Annotated in this window: 13 protein-coding genes, 1 tRNA gene and 1 pseudogene; 13 read left to right on the forward strand and 2 right to left on the reverse strand. The window is 69.3% G+C overall.

Going from position 1 to position 19868, the window contains the following annotated elements:
* Positions 1–15 precede the first annotated feature (15 nt).
* On the reverse strand, positions 16–2640 hold the full coding sequence (locus ACIBF8_RS25605; protein WP_396786210.1) for a fibronectin type III domain-containing protein: 2625 nt from the start codon (positions 2638–2640) through the stop codon (positions 16–18).
* 171 nt (positions 2641–2811) lie between these two features.
* Positions 2812–5310: a tetratricopeptide repeat protein gene (locus ACIBF8_RS25610; protein WP_396786212.1), complete on the reverse strand. Its 2499-nt coding sequence runs from the start codon at positions 5308–5310 to the stop codon at positions 2812–2814.
* 233 nt (positions 5311–5543) lie between these two features.
* Between ACIBF8_RS25610 and ACIBF8_RS25615 the strand changes: the two genes are divergently transcribed.
* From ACIBF8_RS25615 to ACIBF8_RS25675, 13 genes and pseudogenes are all read left to right on the forward strand, one after another.
* Positions 5544–5627: transfer RNA gene (locus tag ACIBF8_RS25615), tRNA-Leu, on the forward strand.
* 89 nt (positions 5628–5716) lie between these two features.
* On the forward strand, positions 5717–6226 hold the full coding sequence (locus ACIBF8_RS25620) for an AbrB/MazE/SpoVT family DNA-binding domain-containing protein (RefSeq protein ID WP_396786214.1): 510 nt from the start codon (positions 5717–5719) through the stop codon (positions 6224–6226).
* On the forward strand, positions 6219–7235 hold the full coding sequence (locus tag ACIBF8_RS25625; protein ID WP_396786216.1) for a tyrosine-type recombinase/integrase: 1017 nt from the start codon (positions 6219–6221) through the stop codon (positions 7233–7235). Before ACIBF8_RS25620 ends, ACIBF8_RS25625 begins: the two co-directional genes overlap by 8 nt.
* Before the next feature lie 1448 nt (positions 7236–8683).
* On the forward strand, positions 8684–9868 hold the full coding sequence (gene cas7u, locus ACIBF8_RS25630; protein WP_396786252.1) for a type I-U CRISPR-associated RAMP protein Csb1/Cas7u: 1185 nt from the start codon (positions 8684–8686) through the stop codon (positions 9866–9868).
* 3 nt (positions 9869–9871) lie between these two features.
* On the forward strand, positions 9872–11308 hold the full coding sequence (gene csb2, locus ACIBF8_RS25635; protein WP_396786218.1) for a type I-U CRISPR-associated protein Csb2: 1437 nt from the start codon (positions 9872–9874) through the stop codon (positions 11306–11308).
* The gene (gene cas3u, locus ACIBF8_RS25640) at positions 11295–14267 is read left to right on the forward strand and encodes a type I-U CRISPR-associated helicase/endonuclease Cas3 (RefSeq protein ID WP_396786220.1); all 2973 of its coding nucleotides are present in this window, start codon (positions 11295–11297) and stop codon (positions 14265–14267) included. The genes csb2 and cas3u overlap by 14 nt, the downstream gene beginning before the upstream one ends.
* The gene (locus ACIBF8_RS25645; RefSeq protein WP_396786222.1) at positions 14264–15217 is read left to right on the forward strand and encodes a hypothetical protein; all 954 of its coding nucleotides are present in this window, start codon (positions 14264–14266) and stop codon (positions 15215–15217) included. Before cas3u ends, ACIBF8_RS25645 begins: the two co-directional genes overlap by 4 nt.
* Positions 15218–15470: 253 nt before the next feature.
* Complete coding sequence (locus ACIBF8_RS25650) at positions 15471–15887, forward strand: hypothetical protein (protein ID WP_396786224.1); 417 nt, start codon at positions 15471–15473, stop codon at positions 15885–15887.
* A 937-nt stretch (positions 15888–16824) separates the two neighbouring features.
* Positions 16825–17283 (forward strand): annotated as a pseudogene (locus ACIBF8_RS25655) (hypothetical protein).
* A gap of 288 nt (positions 17284–17571) precedes the next feature.
* Complete coding sequence (locus ACIBF8_RS25660; RefSeq protein WP_396786226.1) at positions 17572–17925, forward strand: hypothetical protein; 354 nt, start codon at positions 17572–17574, stop codon at positions 17923–17925.
* A gap of 7 nt (positions 17926–17932) precedes the next feature.
* Entirely contained in the window at positions 17933–18664 is a 732-nt protein-coding gene (locus tag ACIBF8_RS25665) for a hypothetical protein (protein WP_396786228.1), read from the forward strand.
* 69 nt (positions 18665–18733) lie between these two features.
* On the forward strand, positions 18734–18955 hold the full coding sequence (locus ACIBF8_RS25670; protein ID WP_396786230.1) for a hypothetical protein: 222 nt from the start codon (positions 18734–18736) through the stop codon (positions 18953–18955).
* A 489-nt stretch (positions 18956–19444) separates the two neighbouring features.
* Complete coding sequence (locus tag ACIBF8_RS25675) at positions 19445–19765, forward strand: FAD-dependent monooxygenase (RefSeq protein ID WP_396786254.1); 321 nt, start codon at positions 19445–19447, stop codon at positions 19763–19765.
* The last annotated feature ends 103 nt before the right edge of the window (positions 19766–19868 follow it).

Here is a 19868-nt window from a genome sequence, read left to right on the forward strand (position 1 = left end):
TCCTTGCCTGGTGGTTCAGCAGGTGGGCAGGACGTTGATGTTGTCGCCGCCCTCCAGGTTGAGCCAGGCCCAGGGGATGTAGTTCTTCCCCTCGAACTCGACCTGCACCCACCAGTTGCTCTGCTTCTGGTTGTTGTAGATCCACGAGTCGACGTTCTCGCCCGACTTCTTGCAGTACGCCTTCAGCCGGGTGCCGGGCTTCGCCCAGCCGGCCTGCTGGTCGTTGTCCTGCCGGGTGACCTTGAAGACCTCGTTGCCGTTGCGGCCGTCGACTTCCTTGTTGCAGTAGGTCCGCTGGTCACCGTCGGGCCCGTTGTTGCAGGTCGCGATCCCATACAGCGGCTGGGTGTCCTGCGCCTTCTGCGCAGTGCCCTTACCGGCGGCGTTGCTGGCTGTCACCGTGAACGTGTACTTCGTGCCCGGCGTCAGGCCCGTCATCGTGATGCTGGAACACGCCCCGGCCTTCGCCGGCTCGCCCGCCGTGCTCAGCGAGCAGGTGGCCTGACCGCCGCCGGCGTCCACGGTGAACGTCACCGTCACCCCGGTGGCCGTCGACGACGAGCCGGTCACCGTGACCCGAGGCTCGGCCACCGTCCGGGCGGTGGCGGTGGCCTCCGGGCCCGGCCCCGCCTCGTTGACCGCCTTCACCTTCACCGTGACGTTCTGGCCGTTGCCCAGCCCGGTCACGGTCGTGCGGGTGTCGGTCACCTCGCTGACCCGTCCACCGACGTCCACCAGGTACTTCGTCACCGGCCGACCGTTGGTCTCGGCCGGCGCCCACTGCACCGTCACCGCGCCCGGCTGATTGGCGACCGTGCCGGCCCGCAGGTCGAGCGGCCGACCGGGCGCCGCGAAGGGCACCACCGTGTTGCTGACCGGAGACGCCGCCGACCCGGCACCCTTGCTGTTGATCGCCACCACGGTGAACGCGTACTGGGTGCCGAACTCCAGCTCACCGGCGGGCACCACCAGCTCGGTCTTGGTCGACTCGCCGGCCGGCGCGTTCGTCCCCGCCGAACTGGCCGTCACCGCGTACCTCGCGATCGTGTTGCCCTGCCCGTTCGCGGCCGGCCACTTCACCGACACCGTGCCGTCCGGCCGCTCCTGGGCGGTGACGCTCGCTGGCGGGTCGGGCACCGCGGCGGTCGGCGTCACCGGGTTGCTGGTGCGCGGCGGGCCGTCGCCCTTGGCGTTGACGGCGTGCACGGCGAACCGGTACGTCTCGCCGTTGGTCAGGCCCTTGACCTCCACCGCACGCTGGTTGGCGCCCACCTCCAGGCGTTGGCCGGCGCCCTCCACCACGTACTTGATGATCTCGGCGCCGTTGGCGGCGGCCGGCCGCCAGCTCACCCGCGCCTGGGCGTTGCCGGCGGCGGCGGTGACGCTGCGCGGCGCGCTCGGCTTGCCCACCCGGGGCTTCTTCGGCGGAGGCGGCGGCGGGGGCACCGGCGGCGGGTCACCGCCGAGCACGTCGTTGGCGTACTTGTCGACCTCGCGCACCTGGTGCTTGTCGTCCACCACCCGAGCGGTCGCCGAGTCGGGGGAGTTGATGAACAGGTGATTCTCCCGAACCTCCAGCTCGAGCGGCCCGTTGGCCCGCCCGCGGATGGTCTCGACCAGCTTTCCCGCCACGTCGAAGGAGTAGATGATGCCGGTGGCCTCGTCGGCACAGTAGAACCGGTCCGCCCAGGCCACCGCCGGGCTGAGCCGATCCCCCTCACCCGGGACGGTGAACGCGCTCTCCTGACCACCGGCACCCACCAGCAGCACCCGCCGCTCGGCGGTGACGGTGACCGGAACCCGGGGCCCGCTGGTGCGTGCGGGCAGCGCCGCCGGGCCGGACAGCGTCAGCGGCGTCGGGTGGACCTCACCGCGCTGCACCCGCACCAGCTTCCCGGCCGTCCGGTCGAGCACCGCCACCCCGTCGTCCAGGGTGGAGACCACCAGCTCGTGGCTGGCGTCGGCGACGTCGTACGACTCGACCTGCTGTGGGCTGAGCCCGGCACCCGCCGGCGCCGCCGTCACCGGTGCGGACGGCAGCTTGGCAGCGGTGATTGCCGAGACGGTGCCTTGGCTGGGCACGGCGATCCAGAGCCGACCCTCGCCGTCGAACGTGCCACCGGTGATGCCCGGCGGAAAGCGCACCGGCTCACCGACCGGGGTCAGCGATCGCGGGTCCAACTGCCGCACGATGCCCTGCACCGCGTCGACGACGAACGCCGCGTCCTCGTGCAGGGCCACGCTCACACCCAGACCGGGGGTGGTCCGGGTGGTGGCGCTGAGCTGGAGGGTGGCCAGGTCCAGGGAGCTGACCTGCCCGGTCTGCAGGTCGCGCAGGAGCAGCAGCCGGTCGGTCTGGGTGACCTGCATCGGGTGTTGCCGGGCACCGGGGATCTCGGTGCGAGTGTCCACCCGGGCGGTGACCCCGTTGACCCGGGCCAGCTCGCTGCGCGCCGCGCTCCACAACCAGGAACTCGCGTCGTAGTTGGCCACCGCGTTGTCCGCCGCGCCCAACCCGAGGACGGTCAGCCCCATGGCGGCCAGCAGCGCGGTCACCGTGCCGACGGTCACCAGCCCGCCGCGCAGCCGGGACCGGGAGCGGGGGGCCTCGGTCGGTACGGCGTCGTCGATGCTGGCCACAGCCGGCTGCCTCCCCTGAGTCGTGGCAGGTGGCGCGCCTCGCGGCAACCCCTCCCCTGAGCCGGGTGCCATCATATGGCGCTGCTGGTGGCGGGGGAACCCGCACGGTCACCCCTGTGGATACCGAGCGTGTGCGTTGTGGACGGCCAGTTCAGCCCGGTTCGGTTGGGCTCAGCGCGGCGACGGTGGGCCCGAGGGCGCTCCGCTCGACGGGTTGGTGCGCTCCCGCGCGGTGCAGACCTGTCCCGAAGTCGCGAAGCTGTCAGTCGAGTAGACCGCCAACACGGTGAAACAGTGATCCACCCGGGAGTTCAATCCGTTGACCGTGTAGCTGGTCCGGCCCGGGTCCACGGTGGCGATCACGCCCAGCGCCTGCCCGGCTCGACCGGCGGCGACCATGAACGGCACCGCACCGCCGGACGGGTCCGTCCAGGTCAGTGTGATCGTGGTCGAATCGTCCCGCAGCCTCAGGTCACCCGGCGCCGCCCCGGCCGTCGTCGGTGCCGGCGCTGCCGTTGGTGCGGCCCCGGTCGGCGGCGGGTCGTCGCGGGTCAGCACCACCGCGCCCAGGCCTGCCACCGCCATGACGGCCACCCCGGCCGCCACGACCGCGCCGATCAGCGCCGTCCGGTTGCGGCCCGTCGATCCACCCTCCTCGGCGTACGCCGGCCGGTACGGCTCCGGCGCCGGGTGGTACTGCTGACCGGGGTACGGCATCGGGTGCTGCGCGTGCGGCGGTTGCTGGTCCTGGTGGTAGTGCCCAACCGTTGGCGGCGCGGTTGGCGATGGCATGGACGGATCGGTGCCCACGCCCGGCGACCAGTTCGGCGGCGCCGATCCGGCCGACCCCACGCCAAGGCCGGCCTGCGCGGCGACGGGGTGTGCCTGAGCGGTGCTCGGGCTTGCCGGGGCGGTGCTGGGGTTCGGCTGCGCGGCCACCGGGGCGGGCTGGGCGGCGACGGGCCGGGCCGGACGGGCCGCAACCTCCGCCGGGCCCTGCGGCGCAACGGCCGGGATCACCTCGGTCTGGTCGGACGGCGCGATCCGGGCCTGCCGGGCCGGCGCCACCGGTGCGTCCAGGATGCCCAGCCCAGAGTCACCGTCCGCGCCGACGGCGACCACGCCCGTCGTGGTGTGCCCAGCCGTCGTGGTGTGCTCGGCGGAGTCGGCGCTGGGAGTGGGTAGCGGTTGCGGTGGGGCGCTGCTGCTCCAGGGCGGTGCGGTCAACCCCCACGGCGGCACGGGTGGAGCACTAACCGGGGGCGCGGAAACAGGTTGTCCGTAGGGCGGCCCGGAGACGGGCGGCCCGAACCCGGGTGGTGCGGACACCGGGTAGGTGTGCCCGGGTGGACCGGACACGGGTTGGCCGTAGCCGGGTGGACCGGAGACGGGGTATGGCTGCGCCGGCGGTCCGGAGACCGGACTCGGCTGGCTGGGGGGCACCGAGATCGGCTGCGGGGTCGGGGGTGGTGCGCCGAAGGGCTGGGCTGGTGGTCCGCTCATCGGGTACGCCGACCCTGGATGGTCACCGTTCGGGGCGGGCCTGCCCGGTGCTGCCGACTCGGTGCCGGACACCTTGTGCGATTCGCTCGGCGCGGCTGGTCGGGCTTCGACTCGGGCAGTCTCCTCGGCCAGTAGCGGCTCGATCTGCCGTACCCGGATCGTGGGGTTGTCCCAACGGGGTGCCGGCACCGCCGGTGGTGCCGGCGGCGCGGCGGACGCGGGCGCGGTTGGGGTCGACGGTGGGGGCGGCACATCGGCCACCGGTGGGGTGGCCCGTTCGCCCACCCGCTGACGGGGCGCCACGGCTGGTCCGGACGGCGGTCGCTGTGCTGGCCGCGGCTCGGACGGCGTCGTCGGTGGGCCGTCGACCCTCGGCCGGGGCAACGGCCCACCGGCCGGTCGTGCCGGCCCAACCGGCTGCTCCGTGCCACGCTGCTGGAGCGGCAGGTGAACGGGCGTCCCCCGGGGGGCTGAAACCGGCGATGCGGTGCCGCCGCCGGGTGGCGTAGGTGTGGCGGGTGCGCGTACCGCTGGAGGGTTCGGCTGGGGCGTGGCCGGCGGTTGGGGCGGTGCCCAGGGCGAGACGGCGGCGGCCGGCGGGCCACCAGCGGGCGGCCGCATCGCGGCCAGGGTCGCCAGCGACAGGGTCGGGCCGGACAGCGCCGACCGGGCCCCGGGTTCGGTCACCGGGGCCGCCGTGGGCGTCGGCGGTGCAGGCTGCTGCCCGCCTGGCGTCGGTGCGGGTGCACCGAGGTAGCCGCGAGCCGCGCGTACCGCAGGGTGGTTCTCCCCGAGCGCGGCGGGCCCGGCGGTGGCGACGCGGGTGTAGTTGCGGCGGGCCTCGTGCCGGTTGCCCAGCTCCTCCGCCACCTCGGCGAGCTCGAAGGCGAGCGCGAGCATCAGCGGATCAGAGTGCTCCCAGCGCCGCTCGCCCGCCGCGAACGCCTCCTCCAACACCCGGCGAGCGGCGAGCGGGTCGTCGCCCTCCCGGTGCAGCCGTGCCAGCACATGCGCGGTGTGCAGCATCTCGGGGTGGCCGTCTCCGTACGGCGGGGGAGCGGATTCGACGGCCTCCGCCAGCAGTTGCCGGGCGGCGCTGAGATCGCCCGAGGCGCGCAGGGCGAGGGCTCGGTGCTGGGCGGCTGCCAGGGGGGAGGGATGGGACACGTGGCAATGCTGCCGCCAGAGGGCCGCCGGACGCTACCCGGACACGCTCCGACGGTGTGTCGCCGCAGCCGTTTCGAGGTGGCTTGAGCAGCGGTGGAAGCGCCGGGGGAGAGGCACCGGAAGGCGATGTGCATGATCCACGAGTGGCGTGTACAGTAACTCCCCGTGCGGCCCGCCGTGCCGACCATCGGATGGAAAGATCATCTGGTCGGCGAGGTAGGCTGAACGGGTAGGTCCGGGTGGCGGAATGGCAGACGCGCTAGCTTGAGGTGCTAGTGCCCGTATAGGGCGTGGGGGTTCAAGTCCCCCCTCGGACACAGATTTGAAGCATCCCTGCTGTACTTGACGTACTGGTGGTCAAGCTCGCTTGACCACGCGGATTGCATCTCCGCGATAGCCTCGACGGATGCGCCGCTTGGCGGCGGTGATCGGCGTGGCTGATGTGACCGTGGCTTCTCTCATCCCGCCGTCGATGCCTCCCGAGCAGGGCCAGAGGATGGACCGGCGGCTAGGCGCGGCGCTGCGGCGTCCCCCATTGCCCCTACCCGACCTTCCTACCCCCCGAGCAGGCTCGTCGGTCTACGGCCTGGCTGCCATCGATGTCAGTGGCCGGATCGCTGATCGTATGATCGTCCGCGCTCTCGGATGGGGCTGCGGTACCCGTCTTCATATTCACGAGAGCGCCGGCCTCATTGTTGTCCGTCTGGACCCGCAGGGCGTCTTTACCCTGACGGGTCAAGGTCATCTACATCTGCCGGCAGCCGTCCGAAAATGGTGCGGCCTCAAGCCGGGCGACCGGTTGCTGCTGGCGGCGGACCCCGATGGTGGCGTGCTTGTCGTGCATCCACCCGCAGCATTGGACGCGGTGGTCGCTCAGATGCACGCTGCTGCTCTCGGCGGTGAACAGCATGAGTGACACGGCGAGCCAGGCCGAACTGGATGCCGCTCGGTTGTTGCTCGCGAGGATGGGCATCTCGCCCGCTGACCTCATTGAGGCGGCGACGAAGCGCCCGCAGGCGCCGACGTTCGCAGATTACGTACCAATCGTGTCGGCGGCGGTCAGCGATGGAACCCGGCGTGCCTACGGATCGTATTGGAAGCGGGTCTTGGAACGGTGGGGGCAGAGGCGACTCAATGAACCCACTCCGTCGGAGATCGAGCAGCTGGCGGAGTACGTGAAGACGCACGTGGTCGCTCGGCGTAACGCACGAGGTGGCCGAAGTGCGGCAGAGCACCTGATCGCCGCGCTGCGGTGCCTGTACCGGCGGGCGGTGGCTGACGGACACATCGCTGCGGCGGATAACCCCGCTCTCAAGGTAGCCAAGCCGCGGCGCCTGCCCAGCACGAGGCGCGCCGTGGCCGACACACGGTTGGCAGAGATCAATTCCGTCGCCGCGAGTACAGGTGATGATCCGGCATTGGACAGCCTCCTGCTCCGGCTACACACCGAGACGGCATGTCGCCGGGGTGGCGCATTGGCACTTCGACCGGTCGACCTGGACCCGGAACAGTGCCTCATCCTCCTGCGGGAAAAGGGCGACACGGTGCGGTGGCAGCCGGTGTCTCCAACCCTCATGAGGCACTTGCAGTCGCATGCCGAGGAGCGGCATGCGACGGGAGCAGGTCAGTTGCTGCGGTACCGCAACGGGCAGCCCATTACGTACCGCCGCTACGACCACCTGTGGGTGCGGATCGGCGAGCATCTTCAGTGGGTGTATGTGCAGCAGATCAGTACGCACTGGCTGCGACACACGACCCTGACGTGGGTTGAGCGGAACTTTGGCTACGCCGTCGCCCGCGAGTACGCAGGGCATTCCGGCGGCGGCAGCGACGCCGGCACCACAACGACGTACGTTCGAGCGAGCCTGCACGAGGTTGCCATCGCCTTGGCGGCTCTCACCGGCGAGCCCCATCCTCTAGCCTGACGCAAGCGGGCGGGTGCGCCCGGCCGATCGTGCCGGGCGTACCCGCGCTAAGCCCGGAGCCGATACAGCAGATGCCAGGCTGCGAGTGGACCGGTGGAGCCGGACATGTTCGTTGAGAACTCGACAAAGTGAAGTGGCCACCTGATCTAGGAACCTCCGGTGGGCGATGAAGGAGCGTGGGGTTCCGAGGCGGCATAACGGGCACCTAGGTTGATATTAACCAATGATCGTTCTACCTGTGTCTCGTCGTGCTGGCATTTGCCCAGCTCATCAAGGGCTGTGCCGGCCGTACGCGGCCGGTCTCCATTGCGACCGAAAGTCAAACTTGTCGATATCGTATGTGCTTGCCGTGCTGTACCGGCCGTACGCGGCCGGTCTCCATTGCGACTGGTCCATGTCGTAAACGATGACCACGCGCAGACTGGCTGTACCGGCCGTACGCGGCCGGTCTCCATTGCGACGGCTATGACGCCATCGGAGACGCCAAGAACCAGCAGGACGCTGTACCGGCCGTACGCGGCCGGTCTCCATTGCGACAGGTCGTCAGCGGCGCCGTTCAGCGCGTACTCACCGGGCTGTACCGGCCGTACGCGGCCGGTCTCCATTGCGACACCGGCTCAGGGATGCGCAACGCAAACGCGTAGTCCCGGCTGTACCGGCCGTACGCAGCCGGTCTCCATTGCGACCCGTCGTGGTCGGTGATGGTCGCCGAGGCCCGGCAGGGCTGTACCGGCCGTACGCGGCCGGTCTCCATTGCGACACTGGCGGCACCGAGACCACCGCCCTGACCATGACTTGGTGCACCAGCCGTACGCAGCCGGTCTCCATTGCGACGACGACACCCGCGTGACCAAGGTGGCCGCGAACCGAGCTGCACCGGCCCTACGCGGCCGGTCTCCATTGCGATAAGCGCGCCGGCATCGTGTTGCACGAAGTCGCGCACAGCTGCACCGGCTGTATGCGGCCGGTCTCCATTGCGACTACGGGGCCGAGCCGAAGCCAGACGGCAGCGGCGTGCTGCACCGGCCGTGAACGGCCGGTCTCCATTGCGACGGGAAGATCGACGGGGGTGGGTGGAAGGCACCCTTGTACCGGCCGTACGCGGCCGGCTTCCATTGCGACGGGCTGCAGCTCTACCGCGACGGCGTCGCCAACGTCGCGCTGCACCGGCCGTATGTGGCCGGTCTCCCTTGCGGCGGTGACTGCCGTTTGCTCAGGGCTGACTAGGTACGTGACCCGACCGGAAGTGGCAGGCTCTCCAACTGGGATGACGCCTGGAACGCCGGTATGGCACAAGTTTCGAGAGGCCTGCTTCGGCGGTTTTCGGCACGGCGGGAGGGTGCTGCGAAATTCATTCAGCTTTCGGCTTCTTGGTGGTGGATGTTCTTGTCGTAGGGCTCTGTTACTTGTCTCTCAGTGCTTTAGGTCGGGCAACGAGAGGGAGCAGTATGGCGAGTTTTGTTGATCGTTTGTTGTTGGCGGTGGCGGATGATCGTGAGGATGCGGGGGTTGCTTTTCGGGCTGTGTATCAGCCGGTGGGTGGGCCTGGGGGTCGGGTCGCTCCGCCCACGTTTCCGGTCGCTGAGGTAGAGGTGCGGGCTGCGCAGCGGGAGGGACGGTTGCCGCGGCCGTACGTGTTCGAGCGGCGGTTGGTCGACGGTGTCGAGACCGACACGGTGGTGATGGATCAGGTTCCGTCGCAGGCGAATCGGGTGGAGCAGGCGTTGCTTCAGGCGCGGGATGCCGGTCGGGTTGATCTGCCGCTGTTCGAGTTGGTGATGAAGCAGGAGGGGGTGCGTCTGACGTCGTTGGACTTTCCGCATCGGTACGCGGATGCGTATCTGCGGGACAGCGAGGTGGGTGGGGTGCGCTTCGATTCCAGTGATGTGGGGCGGGAGTTGCGGGCGGCGTCGGCGGGGGATGTGCGGCCGTTGTACCGGCGGGAGCCGTACTCGTTGCTGTATGGGGCGTGGGACTCGCATCGGAAGGGGCGGTGGCCGAAGTTCGCGCGGCTGTATGCCTCGGAGATGTTCGGGGTGCAGTGGTGGGAGGGAGACCGGCGTGCTGGCCGGTATGACCCGACGAACTTGACCGGCGCGATTGATGACAAGACCAAGGCCGAGGGTGAGTGGCGGTTCCTGCCGGAGGGGGTGAAGGCGAAGGGCGGCAAGCTCAGCGAGATCGGGCATGGGCACATCGCTCCGAATCCGGCTCCTGGTGGGGTGACGGTGCGGGAGGTGCGCCGGCAAGCGTGGATCTCGTTGGCGGGGTTGGAGCGGCTGCGATTCGGTGACGCTTCGGCGCAGGCGGCGGGGTTGGCCAGGGCGACGCTGGTGGCGTTGGCGTTGGCTGGTGATCGGTTGGCGTTCGGGCGGCCGTCGTTGTGGTTGCGCTCGGGTTGTGACCTGACGCGGGTGAGCGAGACGGTGGCGTTCGAGCGTGATGGCGGCGAGTGGGAGCCGTTGGAGGTGTCTGCCGCGCAGGCGGTGGAGGCGTTTGTGGAGTTGCGGGATCGGGCTGCCGCTGCGGGTGTCGTGATGGACGCGGATGTGGTGCCGGTGTCTCCGACGCCGCAGTTGGCGCAGGCGATCCGGTTCGCCCTGACGTCGGCTGTTGTCGGCGAGGGGGAGTAGTCGGTGGCGTTGACTATCACGATGCGGCTGCGGGAGGGCCGGTACGACGCGGCGTCTGCGGCGGATCAGGTGGAGTGGCCCCCGCATCCAGCGCGGTTGTTCTGCGCCTTGGTGGCCTCGGCGGAACACGAGACCGGGGCGCCGAGCTTTCAGGCTGATGACGCGGCGTTGCGGTGGCTGGAGGCGGCGGGGCCGCCTCTGGTGTTGGCCTCCCCGGTTGAGCGGGTGGTGGCGTCGCGGCGGACGGGTTTCGTGGTGACGAACGCGACCAGCAGGAAGCCGGGGAGCATGGTGTGGCCGGGTCGGACGGCTCGGGAGTCCAGCCGCGCGGGTGGGTTGCCGCCAGATGATCGGGTGGCGTTCGTGTGGCCGCAAGCGACCGCCGAGGATGGGGTGTTGTGGCGGTTGAGCCGGTTGGCGCGGCGGGTGCCCTACGTGGGGCGGTCGACGTCGTCGGCGCAGGTCGAGGTCAGCGACGAAGAGGTGGTGTGCCGGGGGTCGTGGATGACGCACCGGCCGGTCCCGATCGGTACGCGGGGTTCGGTGGCGTTGCGGGTGCCGTATCCGGGCTATTTGCAGGATCTGCGGGAGGCGTATGAGCGGGGGCAGCGGGCGTGGGAGATGTCCCGCGCGGTCGCATATGCCGCTGACGACGTATTGGTCGAGGAGCCGCCGGTGCCGTCGGTGGCTGGCCCATACGGGGAGTTGGTGGTGTGGCCGGTGGCCCGTGGTGGTGTGCCGATCGGCGGGGATCGGCTGCTGAGCGTGGCCGAGGTGGCGCGTCGGGCGGTGATCTCCCGGATCGCGGACCCGGTCCCGGCGCAGGCCAGCGGACACGGCGCCGACGGCCGCGCCCATCTGGCGTTTCTGCCATTGCTGGACGTCGGTCACCGACACGCGGACGGGCACCTGCTGGGCGTGGCGGTGGCAATCCCTGGCGACCTGGATCGGAAGGATCGGCTGGCGGTGCTGCGGGGTCTGCTCGGCGCGGATGGAGAGGACCCGATCCGCGAGTTGCGGGGCCACGGGTCCGTCGGGATCCGCTTGGAAGATCCGGCGCAACCGCCGACGGGGTGGGGAGTGCGCCCGGACCGGTGGACGGGCGGACCCGCCGGGCTGCGGCGGTGGGTGACGGCGACGCCAGTGATGTTGGACCGGTACCCGGGACGGCGCGGTAAGGCGGATGAGCTGTTGGCGGCGGCGTTCGTCACGGCGGGGTTCCCGGAGCCCGAGTCGGTGACGGTGTTGGAAGGGCCCGTGGTGCGTGGGGCGGTGACGGCGCCTCGGCGGGGCACGATCCCGGCGGGGCGGGACCGGCGGCCGATGCTGCATTGTCGGGTGCGGTTCCCGGTGCCGGTGCGGGGACCGGTGATCGCTGGCGCGTTGCGGTATCTGGGTTGTGGCGTGCTCGTTCCGGAGGTGTCTCGTGCTGAGCGCTGACGATTTCGCGGCCTTTGTTGCCGACGTGCACGACGGGGCATCCCCCTCCCTGGGCGCGGAGGGGACGTCTGCTGTCAGGCGGACGCCGTTTCCGTGGCAGCGGGCACTGCTGGATCGGATCCTGCGGGATGACCGGTGGCCGGATGTCATTGATGTGCCGACCGGGTTGGGGAAGACGTCGGTGCTGGATGTGGCGGTGTTCGTCGCGGCGCTGCGTCCGGATTTGGCCCGCCGGCGGATGTTCTTCGTCGTCGACCGGCGCTTGGTCGTCGACGAGGCCCACGAACACGCCATGAAGCTGCGTTCCGCGTTGGCCGCCGCCACGGGCGGGGTGCTCGGGCAGGTGGCGCAGGTGCTCCGCGCGCCTGGTGACGATGAGGGCGAGGTGTTGACGGTCACGCGGATGCGTGGCGGCGTCACGTGGGACCGGATCTGGTTGGAACGGCCTGACCGGTTCGCGATCGTGACGGGGACTGTGGACCAAGTCGGTAGTCGGCTGTTGTTCCGTGGCTACGGTGTGAGTGAGCATGGCCGCAGCATCGATGCGGCGTTGGTCGGCACCGACAGCCTCATCATCGTTGACGAGGCGCACCTCGCCGACGCGTTCCACACCACCGTCACCGACGCCCTGGCCCTCGACACGTGGTCAACGGTCCGTCGGCCCGCGCTGGTCACCATGTCCGCCACCACCGACGGCGGTCCTGGTGGTGTTGTTCATGGCATCAGTGCGGCCGACGAGACGCACCCGGTCGCCGGGCGGCGGTTGCGAGCCCGGAAACGACTCCGCCTCGTCAACGTGGCACCAGGGCGCCGCAAGGGTGCCGTTGACCCGGGCGAGGTGATGGCTGACCTTGCCCTCCGCCTCACCCGAGGTGGGGGTGTAGTCGGGGTGGTGACGAACACCGTCGGGCAGGCCCGCTCCGTCTTTGACCGCATCGACGGGCAGGTGGAGGCGATTCTGCTGACCGGCCGGATCCGCCCCATCGACCGGGACATCCTCCTGGACCGGCACTACGAGCGGATCCGCGCCGGCCGGGACCCCGCCGACTGGCGGCCTTTCGTCATCGTGGCCACGCAGACCATTGAGGTCGGCGCGAACATTGACCTCGACGCCCTGGTCACCGAGTCCGCGTCGCTGCCAGCGCTGATCCAGCGCCTGGGCAGGCTCAACCGGCTCGGCCGACACGAAGTCCCTGCCCCCGCCTACGTCGTGCACGACAGCACCGTCACCGCCGATGACCCGGTCTACGGTCCAGCCCGGCTGGCCACCTGGCAGTGGCTCACCACCCACACCGACGCCGTCACCCCCGCCGATCTCGACGACGCAGGTCCCGGCATCAACGCCTCCCCGGCGGCCCTGCGGGAGCTGGCCGCCGCCGCGCCCGCCGACACCACCGCCGGGCAACGGCCCTATGTGCCGGTATTGAACGAAGCCACCCTCGACGCGTGGACCCGCACCTCACCCACGCCCCACCCTGACCCGCCCATCGCACCGTTCCTGCACGGCATCGCCGACAACCCCGCACCCGTCACCGTCATCTGGCGCACCGGATTCGCCCCTGGCGCCTCCGACCAATGGCCCACCGTCATCGACTTCGTCCCGCCTGTCGCCGACGAGGCCATCGACATCCCGCTGCGCGAACTACGCCGATGGTTGACCAACAACCCCGCCGATGAACCCACCGCGGTCGCGGACATCGACATCGCCGAACCACCGCCGGCCAGCCCACGTCGAGGCATCGTCACCCAGCGGCGCGGCGAGGCACGTCTGGCCCCGCGGTACCACCGGCGCGGGGACACCGCACTCGTCACCCCTGATCAGATCCGCCCCGGTGACACCATCGTCGTGCCGGCCGACTACGGCGGCTGCGACCAGTACGGCTGGAACCCCAGCAGCACCCAACCGGTCGTCGACGTGGCCGACCTCGCGTCCCGTCGCGGGAAGCCCGTCCTGCGGATCGGGGCGCACCTGCACCAGCTAACCGCCTACGCCAGGAGGAGCACCGTCACAACGGACGCCGAGCACACCGAACCGCTGCTCAGCGAACGTCGCGGCCGTCTCGACAACGTGCTCACGGTGGCCGCAGACCAACCCACCCCACTGCGGGCCGACACCTATCGAGATGCGTTGCGCTACCTCGCCGAAGCGATCCCGGACGCAGAACCCCTGCACCACATCATCACCCGGCTGCTGACCAGCACCATCACCGTGACTCCGACCCGGCAACTCAACCCGGGCACCGGCACCGCCTGGACGCCGCCGTTCCCCGTCCTGCTGTCCGCATCCACCACCAGCGGCGCCGACGACGACTCCGAAACCGGCAGCTCGAGCACCGCCTACCCCGGCAGACGCATCGGCCTCGACCCACATCAGCGCGCCGTCGCCGCCCGCGCCGCGCAGATCGCCACCAACCTCGGCCTACCCGACCATGTGGTGGCGAGCGTGTGGGCCGCCGGCCGCTGGCACGACGACGGCAAACGCGACCCCCGCTTCCAAACCATGCTGTTCGCCGGACGCCGCGCCGCCGCAGAACTCGCTATCCAACCGCTCGCCAAATCCGGCATCGACCCCGCGAACCGGGCCGAAGCCCGACGCGCCCGGGCCGCAGCCGCCTACCCACCCGGCATGCGCCACGAAGCCCTGTCCGCCCGCATCGCCGCGCACCGCCTCACCGACCACCCACAACCGGTGGACACTGCGCTCGTCGTGCACCTCATCGCCAGCCACCACGGCCGCAGCCGACCCCTCCTACCACCCATCACCGACCCGCAACCAGTCAAGATCGACGTGCCTGGCCTACCGACCCTCGACAGCGCCGACACCCTCGACTGGGAATCCCCAGCCCGATTCGCCCACCTCAATACCACCTACGGGCGGTGGGGACTCGCGCTGCTCGAATCCATTCTCCGACTCGCCGACATCTGGTGCTCCACCCGAGACGAGGAACAACCCGAATGACAAGAACGCTGCATCTGCCCGCCCTAGACGGCCGTGACCCCCTCGGCTTCCTCACCGCCCTCGGCGTCCTGCGCCTCTTGACCGACAGCGCGCGCCTCAATCCGCGCCTGTCATTCGACGAGACCACCGCCACCGCCACTCTGCACAGCGAGCTGGACACCATCGACGAGGTCGTCAACCAACTCGCCAGTGCGGTCGCGTCCATCCCCGACGACGGCGTCATCCCCGATACGCCGGCGGCGTTCCCCAAGGGCAAAGACGGGCGTGGGAAAGACCCGGCGCGACCGCCACGAGGCCAATATCGTGCTGTCACTTCGGCCCTCGGCGATGGCGATCGACGTTCGCCATCTCACCGCTGGGCCTCCGTCCTCACCACCGACCTCGCCGTGGACTCGGACGGCAGAGTCGGACTCACCCCCTACAACGCCCCCGTCGGCCAGCAGAGCCTGCGAGGCATGTTCACCAAACCACTCGACCACGTTCGTACCGACCCTCACCGCCACCTCCGGGAAGCCCTCAGCGGCTGGCGACGCGTTGACGGCTATACCGGCGAATCCCTCGACCACCGCGCCCTGCGCAGCGCCGCCGACCACCCCACCGGACTCTCCACCCCAGCAGGAGTTCCGGGAGCCACGTGGCTCGCCATCATGGCCCTGCCGCTGCTTCGTCTCACCGGAACCGGCACCACCGTTCAAGCCACCTGCTGGCACCACCTAGCGGGCACCAAGCAAGCCATCATGGCTTGGCCTCTCTGGTGCCTACCCCTCGACACCCACGCCATCGCGGCGCTCCTCGAACACCCCGACCTCCGCCCGATTTCTAACTCGACCCAGGCCGCAGCACCTCGCGGCGCATGGCCAGCACTCGGCGTCTTCACCATGGCCGCCGCCACCCGCATCCCAACCCCCAAGTCCGCAGGCACTCTGACACCCGCACCCCTGAACACCTGAACCGATGCCGAACCCAGCGGCACCAAGAACAGCGCCCTTACAGGCATGCAGCTCGTCACGACGAGCCAAGGCTCCTTCCCGCTTCCGACGGTCACTTGTCAACCGAACAACGGCCCAAGCCCACCGACCCAAGTTCGGGACCCCAGGTGAACCAACCCCGAGCGTCAGGATCCCAAGCGCGAACTACTTCGGATCCACCCAAACCCTCTGCCAGGCCAGTTCAATCGCCTCTACCCGAGGGTTTCAGCTGGCCGTGAACTCCAGCGCCAGCCATTCGCGGCCGGCCCTCCATTGCGGCGGTGCCGCCTCGGGCTCAGTTTCGAAGATGCGCAAATCTAGCGCCAACCGCTCGCCGGCTGGCCCCCATTGCGGCAACGGCACCGGCCGTCCAAAGCCAGTGCTCACCGATACCCAGCGTCAGCTGATCGCGGCTGGCCTCCATTACGACATGAGCTGTTATGCCGAGGAGCAGCATCCGACGGGGGCAGGTCAGTTGCTGCGGTACCGCAACGGGCAGCCCATCACGTACCGGCGCTACGACCATCCGCGCGAGTGCGCCCGGCCGGTCGAGTCGGGCCCACCCGCGCTCAGGCCCGAACCGATGGGGCAGATGCCAGACTACGAGTGGTCGGCGGAGCCGGTCATGTTCCTTGAGAACTCGACACAGTGACTTTTCCACTTGATCTAGGAAGCTTCGGTGGGCGATGAAGGAGCGTAGGTTTCCGAGGCGATAAAACGGGCGTATAGGTCGATAGTGGCTAGTGGTTGCTCTGTCTGCCTCTTGTCGTGCTGGCAGATGCCCAGCTCATTAGGGCTGCACCGGCCGTACGTGGCCGGTCTCCATTGCGACCCCCACACCCGGTGGGGTCAGTTCGGGCGTACCCACCGCTGCACCGGCCGTACGTGGCCGGTCTCCATTGCGACGCGCGGTTCATCTTCGGCCTGAAGGACGAGTTTCGGGCTGCACCGGCCGTAGACGGCCGGTCTCCATTGCGACACTGGTGGCGCCGAGACCACAGCCCCGACTATGACTTGCTGCACTGGCCGTACGCGGCCTGGTCGCGTCTGCAACCGTCTGTCGGTCACCTGCCCGCCGAGGGCGTCGAGGATCACCGACTGTACGCGGCCGGGTGCCACCGCCATTCTGGGCCTGCCGACGAGCGCCGCACTGGCAGTCAAAGGAACACGTGACAAGGAGGCACTTCCGACCCTCGAACATCCCGGAAGGTACGAACGGTTCCCGGCGGTGGCGGGAGCGCCGGCGCGCAAAGTTGCCCACCTTCACGCGCAGATCGTCGAGATCCTGTCGGGTCGTGAATCCGAAGTGCTCACATTGCAGCAGGGGGTACAGGATTGCGTAAACTTTCAAGACGACCATCGCCCCGTCTAGGTGAACCCGCTGGCTGGCATCGCACGCTCGACACCTGACGTCGAGGCGAATGGTCGGCACGTCGAACAGCGTACGTGGCTGCTCACTGAACAGGCGGAGTTCCTTCACGGGGGTTACCTTCGATGGACATGATCGTCAGGGATGGTTGCCGCCCACCCCCTGGCGAAAGGCTGCCATTCATGGCGAGCTCATCCTCTGTGCCTCCGGCTCACATGTCATGCATCGCGCCGCCGCCCTCGCGGGGACTAGCCTGGCCGCTGTGGGTACGCGGCCGGCCCTGGCCACGCCTCCCCGGGGTTCCGTCGAAGGCGACAGTACAGTCGCAGCTCAACGCTCTGACCGTGGCCGCCCAAAGCTCGACCAGCGGCTACTCCCGGGACCTCATTCCGCACTGGATCACGATCAGTGGTAGCTGCAACACCCGTGAGCAGGTTCTCAAGCGCGATGGCACCTCTGTCGTGGTCGACAGCTCCTGCGCGGCGACATCCCGCCGGTGACGGACAACGTCAACCAGTCCAAGGGTGACCAGGACCGATCGACCTGGCAAACTTCCTTGTCGTCGTACCGGTGCACCTACAGCAAAGTGTGGATCACCGTGAAGTACAGCTGGGGTCTGACCCTGCAGTCGTCGGAGAAGTCGGCCTTACAAACAATGCTCAACACCTGCGCCTCCTGACCGGCGAGCGATAACCCGCTCGGCAGCCATGCGGCGAACAGGTCGGCTGGGTCGTTCGCCAACAGACCTGACCCGGGTCCGTCTGCAAGATCATCCGGGCAGACCCTAGTGGGGTTGCGTGAGGTCGATGGGTTGCGGCAGGCTGGCGTACCACGGAGAGTGATTGGCCTATCGCCTTGTGCGGATTGCCGGTCATCGGTTGGAACGGGGGACCAATTGGAGTCATCTGCGCTCCCTAGTAAGGGCGGTAGGAGTCGCACGGGTTTCCTGCTCTGGTCTCTCGGGCCGGTGTTCGAACTTCCGGTTGTCGCGCTAGCGGTCTCCTCCTTTCCTGATGTGGCCTCCGAAGCGGCATTCGGCGTGGCGGGCTCGCAGGCGGTGGTGATCTTCGCCTTGGTGTTTGTGCTGACGGCAGTTGCGCTGAGAAGGGTTGGGGCTACGGCTGCTCTTTGTCGAATCGTAGCGGTGCTGTTAGGCATCGCCTCGGGACTCCTTGCCGTGCTGGCGCTCGGCTTCGGCATGAGTGGCACTTGGGTTGTCTTCGCGGTACTTCTCGCGCACTCCGCCGTCGCGACGGCGGTCATTGGATGGCTGCTCATGCGCGGGCCGAGTCCTGTTCGGGCGTCGCGGTTGAGGCGGTGATGGTCGCATGAGCGAGGAGTTCCTTGCCCGCCTTCAGCAAATCCAAGCGCACGCCCTGAGCCTGCAAGTGGCGATGCAGTCCCAGCCTCAGCCTAGCGAAGGGCGCGGGACCGATCCGCGTGGCTGCGTCGCTGTTGTGATCGACCCGGACGGCCTACCGTCACGCATCGAGGTCTGGACCGGTTGGCAGCGGCACGTTGCACCCGAGGAACTGGGTTCCTTGATACTTCGCCTATTCCGTGAGGTAGCTGCTCAGACGATGCGGGCGTGGTCGGAGTCCTTCGACTTTGACACCTGGCGGTCTCGAGCTGAAGCGACGCGAGTGGAGGAGCTGGAGCGCGCAGGACTGCCTGCGTTGGAGCAGGCTCGACCGTTCGGTAGTCCACGCGACCCGTTGACGCTGACCGAGGAAGCGCTCAGAGCGCTCAAGGCGACGCGGGAGCAGGCCGCTGCGCCGCCCGTGACGGCGACGGGTTGGGACGGTGAACGCGCTGTCTCGATCACCCTGGCCCCTGGCGGATTACAGGGTTGCACCATCGATTCGCGGTGGGCGCTGAGACACGGCGCTTCGGCTGTTAACGCGGCTCTCAGGGAAGCGTTGAAAGAGGCGCGTGCGGCGCTCGAGGAGCACGCTGCGCGACGCAGAGCGCAGGCCCAGCGGCTCGATGACTTGGCGCGCGAGGCCTTGGCCACGCTCGCCGGACTCCAGAACGTGCACAACCCACCCGAGGAGGGCTGAGATGCCGCCCCCGAGCCGTCAACAGGTATCGGCCGGGACCAGCAGACGGCGGCACGTTGCGTGGAACGCATGACCGACCCAGCAGCACGAACCGGACACCTGGTCCGGCTCGTGCTGCTGGCTTGCACCCTCATCGGGCTGGCCGCCATGCACAGCCTCGGCCACGCCCCTGTGTCGATGCGACCCGACAGCGGCCACAGCGGCCACACCATCGCCGTGCTGGCCACGCCGGCCGACCGCGACGGATGCGCCAACTACACCTGCGACGCTTGCGCCGCAGGTGGTGCGTGATGTCTTCCAGCATGCGACGAACGCAACAAAGCCCTCGGCGTCTGGTACGCACTCGGTGGCGGCGCGGCACTGGGTGTCCTGCTCGGCGGCCTGATCACCAACTGCCCGGCTGGCCCTGGATCTTTTTCTTGGGGAGATTTCGTCGGTGAGGGCGACGCCGGTGCGGCGGCGTTTGCGTAGCCGGCCGGTGTCGCGGACGGGTTGGTGAGGATCGCGCCGTGGCGTAGAGCAGCCGCTGGTAAGAGAGCCCGCAGGCCCTCAGCAGCTGACCCCAGTCGCCGCTTCGTACCGGGTGAGCGGCTGATGCAGTTGGCGATACGGGGCTACCGTCGGGTCGAGACGGGTCAGTCGCACGTCGAACCAGGGGATCTGGATGGTCGGCATTGAGTACGTGATCGTGTTCAGGGCCTCGGCCGGTCCGCACAAGGCACCGGCCCCGACCGTCGGCGCTCGAAGGGTCGATGTCCGGTGAGCGCGGTCGAGGTTCTGGTGGTCGGGGCGGGGCCGACCGGACTCGCCATGGCCGGGCAGTTGGCCGCCTTGGGTGTGCAGGTGCGGGTGGTGGATCGGGCTCTCGACCGGGTTCACGAGTCCCGGGCCCTGGCGATTCAGCCCCGCACCCTGGAGGTCCTCGCCAGTCTCGGGGTGACTGACGAGATGGTGGCCGTCGGGAACCGCGCGGTGCGGCTGTGTCTGCACGCACGGGGGCGGGGCGCGGGCAGTGCCGCTGTTCGACTTGGGTCTGTCCGGCACCGCGTACCCGTACCTGCTGTTCCTGTCGCAGGCAGAGACCGAGCGAATCCTGGGTGAGCACCTCGCTGCGGCGGTGGATACGCGAACACCGCCGCCCCGAGAACGAGCGCCCCGGCGAGCAACCACGCACCTATCCGGAGCAGCGCGTGCCCCCGGGCCC

The organism is Micromonospora sp. NPDC050276 (assembly GCF_044459545.1).
Lineage (GTDB): Bacteria > Actinomycetota > Actinomycetes > Mycobacteriales > Micromonosporaceae > Micromonospora.